The organism is Pseudomonas sp. MDV22-iso1 (assembly GCF_058145095.1).
In genome coordinates this window covers 31,228-47,763 of sequence record NZ_JBYVMF010000005.1, presented here as the reverse complement: position 1 = coordinate 47,763, position 16,536 = coordinate 31,228, and the positions used below count along the sequence as shown (strand labels likewise).

The window sequence follows — 16,536 nt, the reverse complement described above, 5'->3', positions numbered from 1 at the left end:
CTATTTGGCCAGTAGGAAACTGGCTAAGTGGGTGAAACCGCCTAGTTTGAATGCATTGATGTGTCATTTTCGGGAGTAGGTTGTTTGATGTGCTCGCCAATTCAGACGGCCTCGCGATTTTCACTGGCGGCGCTCGCGGCGTTATTGCTCGCTGTGTCATGGACAGTGCCGTCCCAGGCTGGACAGCTGGTGCGCGTCGGCGCTGCCCATTTTCCTCCTTATACCGTGCGCCCCGAGATGGGGGCCGACACCGGCCTGTTGCCGCAATTGATCGAGGCCCTCAACGCCTCGCAAACCGACTACCAGTTTGCGTTGGTACCGACCTCGATTCCCCGCCGCTTCGGGGACTTCAAGCAAGGTCGGGTGGACATGGCGATTTTCGAAAACCCCGATTGGGGCTGGAAGGACATTCCCCACGTCACCGTCGATATGGGGCTGGAAGATGCCGAAATCTTTGTCGCGCAACGCCAGCCCGACCGACCTCAGTCCTATTTTTCCGACCTTGCCGGCAAACGTTTGGCGTTGTTCAGCGGCTATCACTACGAGTTCGCCAACTTCAATGCCGACCCGAAATTGCTGGCGCACAACTACAACGCGACGCTGACCTATTCCCATGACAGCAACTTGCTGATGGTCCTGCGGGGCCGCGCAGACATCGCACTGGTGACACGCTCTTACCTGAGTGATTACCTGTTGCGCAACGACAAAGTCGGCGATCAGTTACTGGTGTCCGACCGCGTCGATCAGGTCTATCACCACTACGCGATCCTGCGGCCCTCTGCGCCCATCAGTGGCGAAGCCTTTGGCAAGTTGCTGCAAGGTTTACGCGATAACGGCGCGATGCTGAGGATTTTTTCGCCCTACAAAATCGCCGTGGTGCCGGTGCCTGGCAACTGAATTGCGCCATGGGTCGTGAATTCGCGACTTCTCTTAAATTTCCCTGACCGGCTCACGTCACCTCGTTGAACTGTCGACGATTATCGTGAGCGCTCCCATGCCAATTCTGAATGACCTGATCGCCCTGGCTTTACCGTCAGGCAGCCATCTTGTAGCGGATGAAACCGAAAACCGACTGGTCCTCAGCCTGGCGGGACAGCCGTTGATCCATCTGCGTCTGAATCCAAAGCCTGAGTTACAGGTGCAGGTCGAGGAGGGCTTCAAACGCCCGGACGCCGACGCGATCCGGGCCGCCTGTTACTGGTTGTTCGCCCGCGACCCTGCTTGCCAGCGCCTGACCTGGTTGCTCGATGACGTGCCCGATGAGGCGCTGCTCAGCGGCTTGCTGATCACCACCGACGTACCCGGTGAGTACCGCTGCGAGCGCGCACTGTTTTGGCAACTGACCCAGCCGTGGCTGACGCAAGCGCGGGCCCACAGTTTTCCCCGGCAGATGATCATCAGCGCCGGCAAGCGCCACCCGTTGCGCGCGGTGAAACCCCATGGTGAGGTGTATCGCCGGTTTGATGCGCGACTGGGCGGCTGGATCTCGTTACGCACTGTTGACATTGACCACGATCTTGAGCGGTTCAATCGCTGGCAGAACAGTGCGCGCGTGGCGAGCTTCTGGCAGGAGGAGGGCAGCCTCGAACAGCATCGCGAATACCTGAGCAAACTCGAGTCCGACCCGCACACGCTGACGTTGATCGGTTGTTTCGATGATCAGCCATTTGCCTATTTTGAAGCCTACTGGGCCAAGGAAGATCGCATCGCGCCGTTCTATGACGCCGCCGATTACGACCGGGGTATCCACATGCTGGTCGGTGAAGAAACACACCGTGGCCCACACAAGGTGGCGAGCTGGTTATCGGCGCTGACGCACTACCTGTTTCTCGATGATCCACGCACCCAGCGAGTAGTCGCCGAGCCGCGTGCGGATAACGCAAAGATGATCGAGTACCTGCAGGCGCAGCGTTTTTACTGCGAGAAAGAGTTCGACTTTCCGCATAAGCGCGCCGCGTTGATGGTGTTGGGGCGCGAGCGGTTTTTTGAGCGGTGTGAGCTGGTTTGAGGTGTGAGGCTCGGGATCATGATTGATCCCGGGGCCGCCATCGCGAGCAGGCTCACCACCTTGAATCTGTTGTGAACACGAAATCCGTGAACACCGCAGATTTAATGCAGGAGTGAGCCTGCTCGCGATAGGGGCGACGCAAATTTGCAGGTTTCAGCGACGAGCAAACGTGTCCGCACGATTCCCCGACACCTTGCGGCAGTGCACGAGCGCATCGCGAATCATGAAGTTCACCAGCGTCGGCGAGACGCCCAGTTCCTTGGCGATGTCTTTTTGCGGCACACCGTGCAAGCGGTACATCTCGAACGCGTAACGGGTGCGGGTCGGCAGCTCCGTCAGCGCATCGGCGATGTTTTCCAGGGTCGAGAAATTGATGTGCGAGGTTTCCGGCGAAGCACCTTGAATCACCACGTTCAACCCTTCCTCTTCAGGGCCGGAATACTTCTGCTCCAACGCCTGCTTGCGGTAGTGATCGATCGCCAGGTTGCGCACGATCTGGAACAGGTAACTGAGCTGCGCCTTGAAGGACGATGTGATCTGCGGTGCGGATTGCAGCCTGAAGAACGCATCCTGCACCACGTCTTCAGCGCGGGACCGGCAACCGGTAATGCGCGCTGCAATCTTGACCAGAATCAGTCGATTGTCGACGAATGCCTGAAGTAACGGTGAGTCGCACCTGCTTGTGGATACTTGTTCCGTCATGGAAAACACCCTGCTGCAAAGAGGTTAGTGGGGCGGCGCGAAAGATCTGGGCTGCCCTACACATCGAGCGACAAATTATGTTGAATGATAATGATTGTCAATTGAGAAAGAGAATTAATGCTCCGCAAAGGTGCGTTTTGAGAACTGCGACACGCTGACGCACGCCAGCCCCGTTGGCGATCGGCCGTATGACTAATTATTTCAAGATCCCATCCGTTCTCCTTGGTGAATGGCTCGGACGTACAGCCCTGGCCAAATCAGCATTCCCAATGCCTTGCGCGGTCGGCGAAGACCGCGTCCTGCATGCCTCGAATGGGGCGTGACGTAAGAAAACCGATTCCATTTGCAAGCCCACATCTGGCAGGAAACCCCATGACCGACGCGTTCGAACTCCCAAGCAATCTGGTCCAAGCCCTTCAGCGCCGCGCGGCCCTGACGCCGGATCGGGTGGCCTTGCGGTTTCTCGCCGAAACCCCGGATCAAGCGGTGGTACTGAGTTATCGCGAGCTGGATCGGCGGGCCCGGGTCATTGCGGGGGCGCTGCAGGCCGAGGCTGAGTTTGGCGATCGCGCAGTGTTGTTGTTTCCAAGCGGCCCGGACTATGTCGCCGCCTTCTTCGGGTGCCTGTATGCCGGCGTGATCGCGGTCCCGGCGTATCCGCCAGAGTCAACCCGCCGTCATCATCAGGAACGCTTGCTGTCGATCATCAGCGATGCCGAACCACGGCTGCTGCTGACCAGTACGAGTCTGCGCGACGCCTTGTTGCAGATCGAAGGTGCGCCAGCGTTGCTCTGCGTCGATAGCCTCGCCCCGGCGTTGGCGGATAGCTGGCGCGCGCCGGATCTGCCGGCCGATCACATTGCCTTTCTGCAGTACACCTCCGGTTCCACGGCGCTGCCCAAAGGCGTGCAAGTCAGCCACGGTAATCTGGTGGCGAACGAGTTGTTGATTCGCCACGGTTTCGGCATTGATCTGAACCCCGACGATGTGATTGTCAGCTGGTTGCCGCTGTACCACGACATGGGCTTGATCGGCGGTCTGTTGCAGCCGATTTTCAGTGGCGTGCCTTGCGTGTTGATGTCGCCGGCGTACTTCCTCGGTCGGCCGTTGCGCTGGCTCGAAGCGATCAGCGAGTACGGCGGCACCATCAGCGGCGGGCCGGATTTTGCTTATCGCCTGTGCAGCGAGCGGGTCAGCGAGTCGGCACTGCAACGGCTTGATCTCAGCGGCTGGCGCGTGGCGTATTCCGGTTCCGAACCGATTCGTCTCGACACCCTGGAACGCTTCGCGGCCAAGTTTGCTGCCTGCGGTTTTACCCCGGACAGTTTCATGGCGTCCTACGGTTTGGCCGAAGCGACGCTGTTCGTCGCCGGCAGCCCACGCGGCCATGGCATCGGCACTCTGCGCGTCGATGATCAAGCGCTGGCGCAGAATCGGGCCGAGCCGGGCGAGGGCAGTTCGATCATGAGTTGCGGCATCAGCCAGCCGGATCACGCGGTGCTGATTGTCGACCCGCAGGCGCTCAACGAACTGGCTGACAACAGCGTTGGCGAAGTCTGGGCCGCCGGTCCGAGCATCGCCCAGGGCTACTGGCGCAATCCCGAAGCCAGCGCCAAGACCTTCGTCCAGCACGCCGGGCGCACCTGGCTGCGCACTGGCGATCTGGGGTTCATGCGCGACGGCGAACTGTTCATCACCGGTCGTCTGAAAGACATGCTCATCGTTCGCGGTCACAACCTGTACCCGCAAGACATCGAACAGACCATCGAACGCGAAGTCGAGGTCGTGCGCAAAGGTCGGGTGGCCGCGTTTGCCGTCACGGTCGACGGTCAGGAGGGCATCGGGATCGCCGCGGAAATCAGCCGCAGCGTGCAGAAGATCCTGCCGCCCGAAGCGTTGATCAAAGCCATTCGCCAAGCGGTGGCGGAGGCGTATCAAGAGGCGCCAAGCGTCGTGGCGTTGCTCAATCCCGGTGCGCTGCCGAAAACTTCCAGCGGCAAGTTGCAACGAGCGGCGTGCCGTATTCGATTGGCGGACGACAGTCTCGACCATTACGCGCTGTTTCCTTCAGCGGTCAGCGCCAGGGTCGGGCAAAGCGAGTTCGCTGTCGAGCTGCACACCCTGATCGGTCAGATCTGGTGCGAGCAATTGCAGGTGAAGCAGGTCGAGGCCGATGATCACTTCTTCCTGCTCGGTGGCAACTCCATTGCGGCGACTCAGGTGGTCGCGCGGCTGCGTGAAGAACTCGGTCTTGAGCTGAACCTGCGCTTGTTGTTCGAGGCCCCGACCCTGGGCGCATTCGCCGACGCCGTCGCCCGCCAACAACAGGACGGCGGACTGGCTCAAGGCGCAATCTCCACGCTGTCGCGCAGTGAACCGATGCCGCAGTCCCTTGCGCAAAACCGCTTGTGGATCACCTGGCAGCTCGACCCGCAGAGCAGCGCTTACAACATTCCGGGAGCTTTGCGTTTACGTGGCGAACTGGACGAAGACGCACTGCGCGCCAGTTTCCAGCAACTGATCGAACGCCACGAATCCCTGCGCACGCGCTTCTTCGAACGTGATGGCGTGGCGCTGCAACAGATCGACGCGCCCGGCGCGTTCAACCTGCAACTGATCGACATCAGCGACTTGCCAGCCAGCGAGCGAGAGGCGCGCGCGCAGCAGATTCGTGAAGACGAAGCCCATACCCAATTCGATCTGGAGAAAGGTCCGCTGCTGTGGGTGACCCTGGTGCGCCTGGATGATGAGGACCATCAGCTGCTGGTGACGATGCACCACATCATCGCCGACGGTTGGTCGCTGAACGTATTGATCGACGAGTTCTCGCGGGTCTACGCCGCCGCCTCCCAGGGGCAAACCGCAGCGCTTGCCCCCTTGTCGACCCAGTACGCCGATTACGGCAGCTGGCAGCGCCAATGGCTGGCACAAGGGGAGGGTGAGCGACAATTGGCCTACTGGAAAGCGCAGTTGGGGACTGAACATCCGACCCTGAATCTGGCCACTGATCATCCCCGTTCAAAAAAGCCAAGCCAACCTGCAGCCCGTCATTCGATCAAGCTGGCGACGACCCTCAGCGACGCCATTCGCCGGACGGCCCATGCCCATGAATCGACGCCGTTCATGTTGTTGCTTGCCGCCTTCCAGAGTCTGTTGCATCGCTACAGCGGTAAGTGCGACATCCGCATCGGCGTGCCCAATGCCAACCGTCCTCGACTGGAAACACAGGGACTGATCGGGTTCTTCATCAACACCCAAGTGATGCGCGCCGAGGTGGATGCGCGGCTGCCGTTCGTTGAGTTGCTGGCGCAAACCCGTCACGCGGCCTTGGGCGCCCAGGCGCATCAGGACTTGCCGTTCGAACAGCTGCTCGAAACCTTCCCCCATGCTCGGGAACAAGGTCTGTTCCAGGTCATGTTCAACCATCAGCAGCGTGACCTGAGCGCGCTGCGCCGGCTGCCTGGATTGCTGGCAGAAGAACTGCCGTGGCACAGTCGTGAAGCCAAGTTCGACCTGCAATTGCACAGCGAAGAAGATGCCAAAGGGCGTCTGCGCCTGTCCTTCGATTACGCCAGTGAGCTGTTCGACAGCGCCACCATCGAGCGCCTGGCGGAGCATTTCAGCACCCTGCTGCGGGACGTTTGCGAGCGACCGCAAAGCGCCATCGGTGACTTGCAGCTGCTGTCACCAAGCGAGCAACAACACCAGGCAACGTGGAGCGTTGCACCGTGTACACCGGCCAGCCAGTGGCTCCCGGAACAACTCAGCGAGCAGGCGCGGCTGACCCCGGAGCGCATCGCGCTGATCTGGGGCGGCGGCAGCCTGGATTTCACGCAACTGCACACCCAGGCCAACCGGCTGGCGCATTACCTGCGTGACAAAGGCGTCGGCCCGGATGTGTGCGTGGCGATTGCCGCCGAGCGTTCGCCGCAGCTGTTGATCGGCCTGCTGGCGATCATCAAGGCCGGTGGCGCCTACGTTCCACTGGATCCTGATTACCCCGCCGAACGCCTGGCCTACATGCTCAGCGACAGCGGCGTTGAATTGCTGCTGACCCAGACCGAATTGCTCGATCGCTTGCCGGCCACCGCAGGCGTCAGCGTGATCGCCATGGACACCCTGCACCTGGAAAGCTGGCCGAGTCACGCACCGGGCCTGCACTTGCACGGCGACAACCTGGCCTACGTGATTTACACCTCCGGTTCCACCGGCCAGCCCAAGGGCGTCGGCAATACCCACGCCGCCCTCGCCGAGCGGCTGCAATGGATGCAGTCCACTTATCGCCTGAACGATACCGACGTGCTGATGCAAAAGGCGCCGATCAGTTTTGACGTGTCGGTGTGGGAGTGCTTCTGGCCGCTGATAACGGGGGCACGTTTGCTGATCGCCGGCCCTGGCGAACACCGCGACCCGCACCGCATTGCCCAGTTGGTTCAAGCCTACGGCGTCACCACACTGCACTTCGTTCCTTCGCTGCTTTCGTTGTTCATCGACGAACCGCTCACCGCCGAATGCACCAGCCTGCGCCGGGTATTTTCCGGGGGTGAAGCATTGCCCGCGGAGCTGCGTAATCGCGTGCTGGAACAGCTGCCAGCGGTGCAATTGCACAACCGTTATGGCCCGACCGAAACCGCGATCAACGTCACCCATTGGCAGTGCACCTTCGCCGACGGCGAGCGTTCGCCGATTGGCCGACCGTTGGACAACGTTGTCTGCCGGGTGCTCGACCACGAACTCAATCCCGTGCCGGCCGGTGTGCCGGGTGAGTTGTGCATCAGTGGTATCGGTCTGGCCCGAGGGTATTTGGGACGTCCTTCGTTGACCGCCGAGCGTTTTGTCGTGGATCCGCTGGGCGAGCAGGGCGCCCGCCTGTACCGCACCGGCGATCGGGCACGCTGGACCGCAGAGGGCGTTATCGAATACCTCGGTCGTCTCGATCAGCAGGTCAAGTTGCGCGGTTTTCGTGTCGAGCCGGAAGAAATCGAGGCGCGGTTGCTGGCTCAGGACGGCGTCGCTCAAGCCGTCGTCCTGGTGCGTGAAACGTCGGCCGGTGGACAGTTGATTGGCTATTACACGAGCACGGGTTTCTGCGAAGAAATCGATGCACAAAACCAGCGCCTGCACGCCGCATTGGCGGCCGAGTTGCCTGAATACATGGTCCCGGCGCAATTGATGCGGCTGGACGAAATGCCCCTGAGCCCGAGCGGCAAACTCGATCGCCGGGCCTTGCCTGAACCGCACTGGCAGGTTCGCGAGCACGTCGAACCGGTCAGCGATCTGGAACAAAAGATCGCCGGCATCTGGCGCGAAGTGCTGGGTCTTGCGCAAATCGGTCTGCGCGACGACTTCTTTGCCCTGGGCGGTCATTCGTTGCTCGCCACGCAAATCATTTCTCGCACACGTCAGGCCTGCGATGTCGAGTTACCGTTGCGAGCGTTGTTCGAGAACAGCGAGCTGGGTGCGTTTGCTGAACAGGTCCGGTTGATCCAGGCCAGTGGCAAAACCAACCAGCAACCACCGATTGAAAAAGTCGACCGCAGCCAACCGGTGCCCTTGTCCTATTCCCAGCAGCGCATGTGGTTCCTCTGGCAGATGGAACCGGACAGCCCGGCTTACAACGTCGGTGGCATGGCGCGATTGCGCGGGGTGCTGGATGTCGGGCGCTTCGAGGCGGCGTTGCAGGCGTTGATCCTGCGCCACGAAACCCTGCGCACCACGTTTCCGAGCGTCGACGGTGTGGCCAGGCAACAGGTGCATGAGCACATCGGCATGCGCATGGAGTTTAAGGATTTCACTGCGCTGGATGCTGGAGGTCGTGAATGGCAGGTCCAGCAACTGGCTGACGACGAAGCGCACAAACCTTTCAATCTGGAAACCGGGCCGCTGCTTCGCGCGTGCCTGGTCAAGACTGACGAGCTGGAACATTACCTGGTGCTGACCCTGCACCACATCGTCACCGAAGGCTGGGCGATGGATATCTTTGCCCGGGAATTGAGCGCGCTCTACGAAGCCCTGGTGGAGGACCGCGAATCGCCGCTGGCGCCGCTGCCGGTGCAATACCTCGACTACAGCGTGTGGCAGCGTCAGTGGCTGGAGTCTGGTGAACGCCAGCGTCAACTGGACTACTGGACCGGGCAGTTGGGTCGCAAACACCCATTGCTGGAATTGCCCTCCGACCGCCCGCGTCCGCCGGTGCAAAGCCATCAGGGCGAGTTGTTCCGTTTCGACTTGAGTGATGACCTTGCCGCACGGGTTCGAGCCTTCAATGCGCAGAACGGCCTGACCCTGTTCATGACCATGACGGCCGCATTGGCGGTGCTGCTTTACCGCTACAGTGGCCAGACCGACTTGCGCATTGGCGCGCCGGTGGCCAACCGGATTCGTCCGGAAAGCGAAGGGCTGATTGGGGCTTTCCTCAATACACAGGTGCTGCGTTGCCAGCTCGACGGCCAGATGTCCGTTGGCGAATTGTTCGATCAGGTCCGCCATGCCGTCATCGAAGGCCAGTCCCATCAAGACCTGCCGTTTGATCACTTGGTGGAAGCCTTGCAGCCACCGCGTAGCACGGCTTACAACCCCCTGTTCCAGGTAATGTGCAACGTCCAGCGCTGGGAATTCCAGCAGAGTCGTACCCTGGCGGGCATGACCGTCGAGTACCTGGCCAATGATGCGCGTGCGACCAAGTTCGACCTTAATCTGGAAGTCACCGACCTCGATCATCGGCTCGGTTGCTGCCTGACCTACAGCACCGATTTGTTCGACGAACCACGCATTGCGCGCATGGCCGGGCATTGGCGCAACCTGCTCGAAGCCTTACTCAGCGATCCGCAACAGCGCCTCAGCGACTTGCCATTGCTGGAAGCCACTGAGCAGCAACAGTTGCTCGACAGCCTTGGTGTCGAACCGGGGGAGCATCGTCTTGACCAGTGCATTCATCACCTGTTCAGCGAGCAGGCACTGATTCGAAAAGACGCGCCCGCACTGACGTTCGCCGGGCACACCCTGAGCTATGCCGAACTCGACAGTCGCGCCAATCGCCTGGCCTGGATGCTCCGCGAGCGCGGTGTCGGCCCGCAAGTGCGCGTCGGCCTGGCGCTTGAACGGTCGCTGGACATGGTTGTCGGCCTACTGGCGATCCTCAAGGCCGGCGGCGCCTATGTGCCGCTGGACCCTGAGTATCCGCTGGACCGTTTGCATTACATGATCGAAGACAGTGGCATCGGTTTGCTGCTCAGCGATGCGGCGATGTTCAAGGCGCTTGGCCAACTGCCGGCGAGCGTGGCGCGCTGGTGCCTCGAAGACGATGCCGCTGAACTGGCGAATTACCCGGCCAGTGAGCTGCCATTCATCAGCCTGCCGCAGCATCAGGCGTACCTGATCTACACCTCGGGTTCCACCGGCAGACCGAAAGGCGTGGTGGTGTCCCACGGCGAAATCGCCATGCATTGTCGTGCCGTGATCGAACGCTTCGGGATGCGCCCGGACGATTGCGAATTGCATTTCTATTCCATCAATTTCGACGCCGCCACCGAGCGCTTGCTCGTGCCGTTGTTGAGTGGCGCGCAGGTCGTATTGCGCGCTCAGGGACAGTGGGATGCGGAAGAAATCTGCGGCTTGATTCGCCAGCACCACATCAACGTTCTCGGTTTCACGCCGAGCTACGGTAGCCAACTGGCGCAATGGCTGGCCACCCAAAACGAAACCCTGCCAGTGCGCATGTGCATCACCGGTGGTGAAGCACTGACTGGCGAACACCTGCAGCGCATTCGTGCAGCGTTCAAGCCGAGCCTGTTCTTCAATGCCTATGGCCCGACTGAAACCGTGGTCATGCCGCTGGCCAGCCTGGCTCCGGAGCAATTGGAAGAAGGCCTGGGCAGTGTGCCGATCGGCAGCGTGATCGGCGCTCGTGTGGCCTACATCCTGGATGCCGACCTGGCCCTGGTGCCACAAGGTGCCAGCGGCGAGTTGTACGTTGGCGGTGCCGGTCTGGCGCAGGGGTATCACCGGCGTCCGGGCATGACGGCCGAGCGGTTTGTGGCAGACCCGTTTGCGGCCGATGGCGGGCGCCTGTATCGCACCGGTGACCTGGTTCGCCAGCGTGACGACGGACTGGTGGAGTATCTGGGACGTATCGACCATCAAGTGAAAATCCGTGGCTTCCGCATCGAACTGGGCGAGATCGAAACCCGTTTGCTCGAGCATGAAACCGTGCGCGAGGCGGTGGTGCTTGCACTTGATGCACCCAGCGGGAAGCAATTGGTCGGCTACGTGCTGACCGATGCTGCCGCGCAGGATGACTTGCAACAGGCCTCGCTGCGTGACGCGCTCAAGGCTCAGCTCAAATCCCAGCTGCCGGACTACATGGTGCCAACGCACCTGATCCTGCTGGCTCACTGGCCGCTCACCGCCAACGGCAAACTGGATCGCCGCGCGTTGCCGGCGCCGGACCCCGAGCTGAACCGTCAGCAGTACGTGGCGCCAGGCAACGCGCTGGAACTGACTTTGGCCGGTATCTGGAGCCACGTGTTGAACGTTCCGCAGGTCGGTCTCAATGACAACTTTTTCGAGCTGGGCGGTGATTCGATCCTGTCGATCCAGGTGGTCAGCCGTGCACGGCAACAGGGTATCCACTTCAGCCCGCGGGACCTGTTCCAGCACCAGACGGTGCACACCCTCGCTGCCGTCGCGACCCGCACTGAGCAGGTGACTGCCGAGCAAGGTTTGCTGACGGGCGAATCGCGACTGACACCGATCCAGCATTGGTTCTTCGACAGCGAGATCCCTGAGCGCCAACACTGGAACCAGGCCTTGCTGCTGGAACCGGCCGAGACGCTGGAACCTCATCGTCTTGAGCAAGCGCTGCTGGCAGTGATCGCACAGCACGACGCCTTGCGCCTGCGTTTCACCAACGCCGCCGGGCAATGGCGCGCCGAACACCAGGCTGAATCTGACGTCCCGGTGCTCTGGCAAGTACGGGTGAAATCCATGGACCAGTGCACGGCGCTGTTCGCCGACGCCCAGCGCAGCCTCGACCTCGAACAGGGACCCCTGGTTCGTGCGCTGTTGGTTGATGGTCCACAGGACCAGCAGCGATTGTTCATCGCCATTCACCACCTGGTGGTAGACGGGGTTTCGTGGCGCGTCTTGCTGGACGATGTGCAAACGGCCTATCGCCAATTGCCCCTGCGGGAGACGGTGCAACTGCCAGCGAAAACCAGCGCCTTCAAGGACTGGGCCGCACGCTTGCAGGCTTACGCCGGCAGCGAATCCCTGCGCGAGGAATTGAGCTGGTGGCAGGCGAACCTGGCAGGTCCTCACGCCGGGTTGCCGTGCGCCCGCCCTGACGGTGGACGTCAACACCGTCACGCGCAAACGGTCAGCGTGCGCCTCGACAGCGAACAGACACGCCAGTTGCTGCAGCAGGCGCCGAGTGCCTATCGCACTCAGGTTAATGACCTGCTGCTGACTGCATTGGCTCGCGTATTGTGCCGCTGGAGCGGTCACGCATCCGCCTTGATTCAATTGGAAGGCCATGGCCGTGAGAGCCTGTTTGATGACATCGATCTGACCCGCACCGTGGGTTGGTTCACCAGTGCGTATCCGTTGCGGCTGACACCGGCGAACAGCCAGGGCGACTCGATTAAGGCGATCAAGGAGCAACTGCGTGCCGTGCCGCACAATGGTCTGGGGTATGGCGTGTTGCGCTACCTCGCCGATGATTCGTGCCGTACTGCCATGGCAGCTTTGCCGACGGCGCAGATCACCTTCAATTACCTCGGCCAGTTCGACCAGAGTTTTGCCGATGATGCGTTGTTCCGTCCGCTGGGCGAGCCGGTTGGCGCGGCCCATGACCCGAAAGCACCGCTGCCGAACGAGCTGAGCGTCGACAGTCAGGTCTACGGCGGCGAGCTGGTATTGCGCTGGACGTTCAGTGCCGAACGCCACGATCCGCACACCATCACCGAGCTGGCGAACGCCTATCTGGGTGAGCTGCAAGCCCTGATCGAGCATTGCCTGCGCGACGATGCGGGCGGCCTGACGCCATCAGATTTCCCGTTGGCCAGACTGACCCAGGCACAACTCGACGCGCTGCCCGTGCCCGCTGCGGTCATCGAGGATGTGTATCCCCTGACACCGATGCAGGAAGGCATGTTGCTGCACACCCTGCTGGAACCGGGCACCGGGCTGTATTACATGCAGGACCGTTATCGCATCAACAGCCAACTTGATCCGCAGCGTTTTGCCGAAGCCTGGCAAGCGGTGATCGCGCGTCACGAAGCCCTGCGTGCCTCGTTTTGCTGGAACGTCGGCGAAGACATGCTGCAGGTTATCCACAAGCCGGGCAGCACGCCGATCGAGTTTCTGGACTGGACCGATGTCGCCGACACCGAGCAAGAACCGAAGCTGCAGGCACTGCTTAAAAGCGAGCGCGAGGCCGGTTTCGATCTGCTTGTTCAGGCGCCGTTCCACCTGCGACTGATCCGGGTTGGCGCCGCGCGCTACTGGTTCATGATGAGCAACCACCACATCCTCATCGATGCGTGGTGCCGTTCGCTGTTGATGAACGATTTCTTCGAGATCTACACCGCCCTGGGCGAAAATCGCCAGGCACAACTGGCCGTGCCGCCGCGCTATCGCGACTACATTGGCTGGCTGCAACGCCAGAGCCTGGAAGAGGCTCGGCAGTGGTGGAAGAACAATCTGCACGGCTTCGAGCGGACCACGCCGATCCCGAGTGACCGGCCTTTCCTGCGTGAACACGCCGGTGAAAGTGGCGGCATGATCGTAGGCGATCGCTACACCCGACTGGATGCCCGGGACGGTGCGCAACTGCGCGAATTGGCCCAGGCCCATCAGTTGACCATCAACACCTTTGCCCAGGCGGCATGGGCCTTGGTGTTGCGGCGTTTGAGCGGTGATCGTGATGTGCTGTTCGGCGTCACGGTGGCTGGACGTCCGGTGGAAATGCCGGCGATGCAGCGCACGGTCGGGCTGTTCATCAACAGCATTGCGCTGCGGGTGAAAATGCCTGAAGACGATCAGCGTTGCAGCGTTCGCCAGTGGCTCAGTGACTTGCTCGACAGCAACATGCAGCTGCGCGAGTACGAGTACCTGCCGCTGGTGAGCATTCAGGAAACCAGCGAACTGCCCAAGGGCCAGCCGCTGTTCGACAGTCTTTTTGTGTTCGAAAACGCCCCGGTGGAAGTCTCGGTGCTGGACCGTGCCCAGAGTCTTAACGCGACTTCGGATTCGGGACGCACCCACACCAACTTCCCGCTCACAGCCGTGTGTTATCCAGGCGATGACCTGGGCTTGCACCTGTCTTACGACCAGCGTTTCTTCGATGAGGCCACGGTCGAACGCATGCTCGGCGAGTTCAAGCGCTTGCTGCTGGCGCTGGTGGAGGGGTTCCATGGCGACATGGCGGACTTGCCGCTGCTGGGGGCCGAGGAAGAGGATTTCCTGATCCACGGTTGCAATCAGAGCGAGCACGAATATCCGCTGGAGCAGAGCTACGTAGTGCTGTTCGAAGCACAGGTTGCCCAGCATCCGCAGCGCGTGGCCGCCAGTTGCCTGGATCAACAGCACAGCTACGCCGAACTGAACCAGCGCAGTAACCGGCTGGGTCATGCCCTGATCGCGGCCGGTGTCGGGCTGGATCAACCGGTGGCGTTGCTGGGTGAACGTAACCTCGATTTGCTCGGGATGATTATCGGCGGCTTCAAGGCCGGCGCGGGTTACCTGCCGCTGGATCCGGGGCTGCCAAGCCAGCGACTGAGCCGGATCATCGACCTGAGTCGCACGCCGTTGCTGGTGTGTACAGAGGCGTGCCGTGAACAGGCTGTCGCGCTGCTGGACGCCTGCGGCTGCGCCATTCGACCTCGATTGCTGGTCTGGGAAGAGGTGCAGGCGAGTGGCGCGTCGGTGACCAATCCCGGCCTCTACAGCGGTCCGGACAATCTGGCGTATGTGATTTACACCTCCGGTTCCACCGGCTTGCCCAAGGGCGTGATGGTCGAGCAGCGCGGCATGCTCAATAACCAGTTGAGCAAGGTGCCGTACCTGGACCTGAGCGATGCCGACGTGATCGCGCAGACGGCTTCGCAAAGCTTCGATATTTCGGTCTGGCAGTTCCTCGCCGCGCCGTTGTTCGGCGCACGGGTCGACATCGTGCCGAACACCATCGCCCACGATCCGCAGGGGTTGCTGGCGCACGTTTCGGCACACGGCGTCACCGTGCTGGAAAGCGTGCCGTCGCTGATCCAGGGCATGCTTGCCCAGGATCGAATGAGCCTCGACGGCCTGCGCTGGATGCTGCCGACGGGCGAGGCCATGCCGCCGGAGCTTGCCCATCAATGGCTGCTGCGTTATCCGGATATCGGGCTGGTGAATGCGTATGGTCCGGCGGAGTGCTCGGATGACGTGGCGTTTTTCCGTGTCGATCCGGCCTCGACCCGCGGCAGCTATTTGCCGATCGGTACACCGACCGACAACAACCGTTTGTACCTGCTCGATGGCGCGCTGGAACTGGTGCCGCTGGGCGCGGTGGGCGAGTTGTGCGTTGCCGGTACGGGCGTCGGACGTGGCTATGTGAGCGATCCGCTGCGCACCGCGCAAGTCTTCGTGCCGAACCCGTTTGGCGCGCCGGGGGATCGTCTGTATCGCACGGGCGACCTGGCCCGGCGTCGCAGCGACGGCGTGCTGGAGTACGTCGGGCGAATCGACCATCAAGTGAAAATTCGCGGTTACCGCATCGAGCTCGGTGAAATCGAAGCGCGCCTTTACGAACAGCCGCACATTCGCGAAGCGGCGGTCGGCGTCCAGGACGGCTTCAATGGCAAGCACCTGGTCGGCTATCTGGTAGCGGCTGATTCGACGCTCAAACCGAACGAACACCTGGAGCGCATCAAACAACGCCTGCGCGCCGAACTGCCTGAATACATGGTGCCGCTGCACTGGCTATGGCTGGACCGGATGCCGCTCAACGCCAACGGCAAGCTCGATCGCAAAGCCCTGCCGGTGCTTGAAATCGGCCAATTGCAGAACCAGGACTACCAGGCGCCGCGCAACGGGCTGGAGCAGACGCTGGCCGATATTTGGGCAGAAGTGCTGAAGGTCGACAAAGTTGGAGTGCGCGACAACTTCTTCGAACTGGGCGGGCATTCGCTATTGGCGACGCAAATCGCGTCACGGGTGCAGAAAGTGCTGCAACGCGATGTACCGCTGCGAGCAATGTTCGAGTGCAGCACGGTAGAGGAACTGGCCGGGTACATCGATGGGCTGGCGGTGAACGATATGACTGAGGAGAAAGTGGATCGGCTGAATGATCTGATGGCAGAGCTGGAGGGGTTTTAATTTGCTTTTGCTCTGCTTTTGTTCTGCTTTTGATCTTCTTGCCGCCTCGGAAGGCCAAGCGCAGGTTCTGCGCAGTGGGCAACCCGGCATGGATGCCGGGTTAGCCGCCCCCGGCCATGGATGGCCGATGGCGGCGGGCCCACGGAGCAGGACCGGAGAGAGGGTATGCCGAGCCCAGGCGAGGCTCCGGACGAAAGGGGCAAGAGCGTTTGGTTACTTGGGGCTTTTCCAAGTGACTCGCCGTAAGGGCGAAACCAATAGAAGCCGTAACCGCAGGAATGGATATGTACACCATCAAAACAACACCGCCTGCCAGGACGCCATCGCCGGCAAGCCAGCTCCCACAGTTTGATCCGGGTGCATCAGGGAGATATGAGTCGGCTATGAGGCCGCGATCGCGAGCAGGCTCGCTCCTACAGTTTGATCCGGGTGCATCAGGGAGATATGAGTCGGCTATGAGGCCGCGATCG

At 61.3% G+C, this 16,536-nt stretch carries 4 protein-coding genes; 3 read left to right on the top strand and 1 reads right to left on the bottom strand.

Annotation, left to right across the window (positions count from 1 at the left end):
• Nucleotides 1-87 precede the first annotated feature (87 nt).
• Nucleotides 88-897 (top strand): substrate-binding periplasmic protein, encoded by an 810-nt coding sequence (locus tag AC3ZVB_RS08050; protein WP_162436313.1) that lies wholly within the window; start codon nucleotides 88-90, stop codon nucleotides 895-897.
• Between the two features lie 97 nt (nucleotides 898-994).
• Nucleotides 995-2,008, top strand: coding sequence for a GNAT family N-acetyltransferase (locus AC3ZVB_RS08045; RefSeq protein WP_490146262.1), 1,014 nt, complete (start codon nucleotides 995-997; stop codon nucleotides 2,006-2,008).
• Nucleotides 2,009-2,161: 153 nt separating this feature from the next.
• Here AC3ZVB_RS08045 and AC3ZVB_RS08040 read toward each other — a convergent pair whose 3' ends face one another.
• A complete protein-coding gene (locus tag AC3ZVB_RS08040) occupies nucleotides 2,162-2,710 on the bottom strand; it encodes an RNA polymerase factor sigma-70 (protein ID WP_162436311.1) in 549 nt (182 codons plus the stop codon).
• A 372-nt stretch (nucleotides 2,711-3,082) separates the two neighbouring features.
• On the opposite strand from AC3ZVB_RS08040, the gene AC3ZVB_RS08035 reads away from it, so the two are divergent.
• The gene (locus tag AC3ZVB_RS08035; protein WP_490146261.1) at nucleotides 3,083-16,066 is read left to right on the top strand and encodes a non-ribosomal peptide synthetase; all 12,984 of its coding nucleotides are present in this window, start codon (nucleotides 3,083-3,085) and stop codon (nucleotides 16,064-16,066) included.
• The last annotated feature ends 470 nt before the right edge of the window (nucleotides 16,067-16,536 follow it).

Excerpts from the sequence above, each read along its gene's own strand:
- AC3ZVB_RS08050 (WP_162436313.1), top strand. The coding sequence starts at position 88 with ATGTGCTCGCCAATTCAGACGGCCTCGCGATTTTCACTGGCGGCGCTC.
- AC3ZVB_RS08045 (WP_490146262.1), top strand. The coding sequence starts at position 995 with ATGCCAATTCTGAATGACCTGATCGCCCTGGCTTTACCGTCAGGCAGC.
- AC3ZVB_RS08040 (WP_162436311.1), bottom strand. The coding sequence starts at position 2,710 with ATGACGGAACAAGTATCCACAAGCAGGTGCGACTCACCGTTACTTCAG.
- AC3ZVB_RS08035 (WP_490146261.1), top strand. The coding sequence starts at position 3,083 with ATGACCGACGCGTTCGAACTCCCAAGCAATCTGGTCCAAGCCCTTCAG.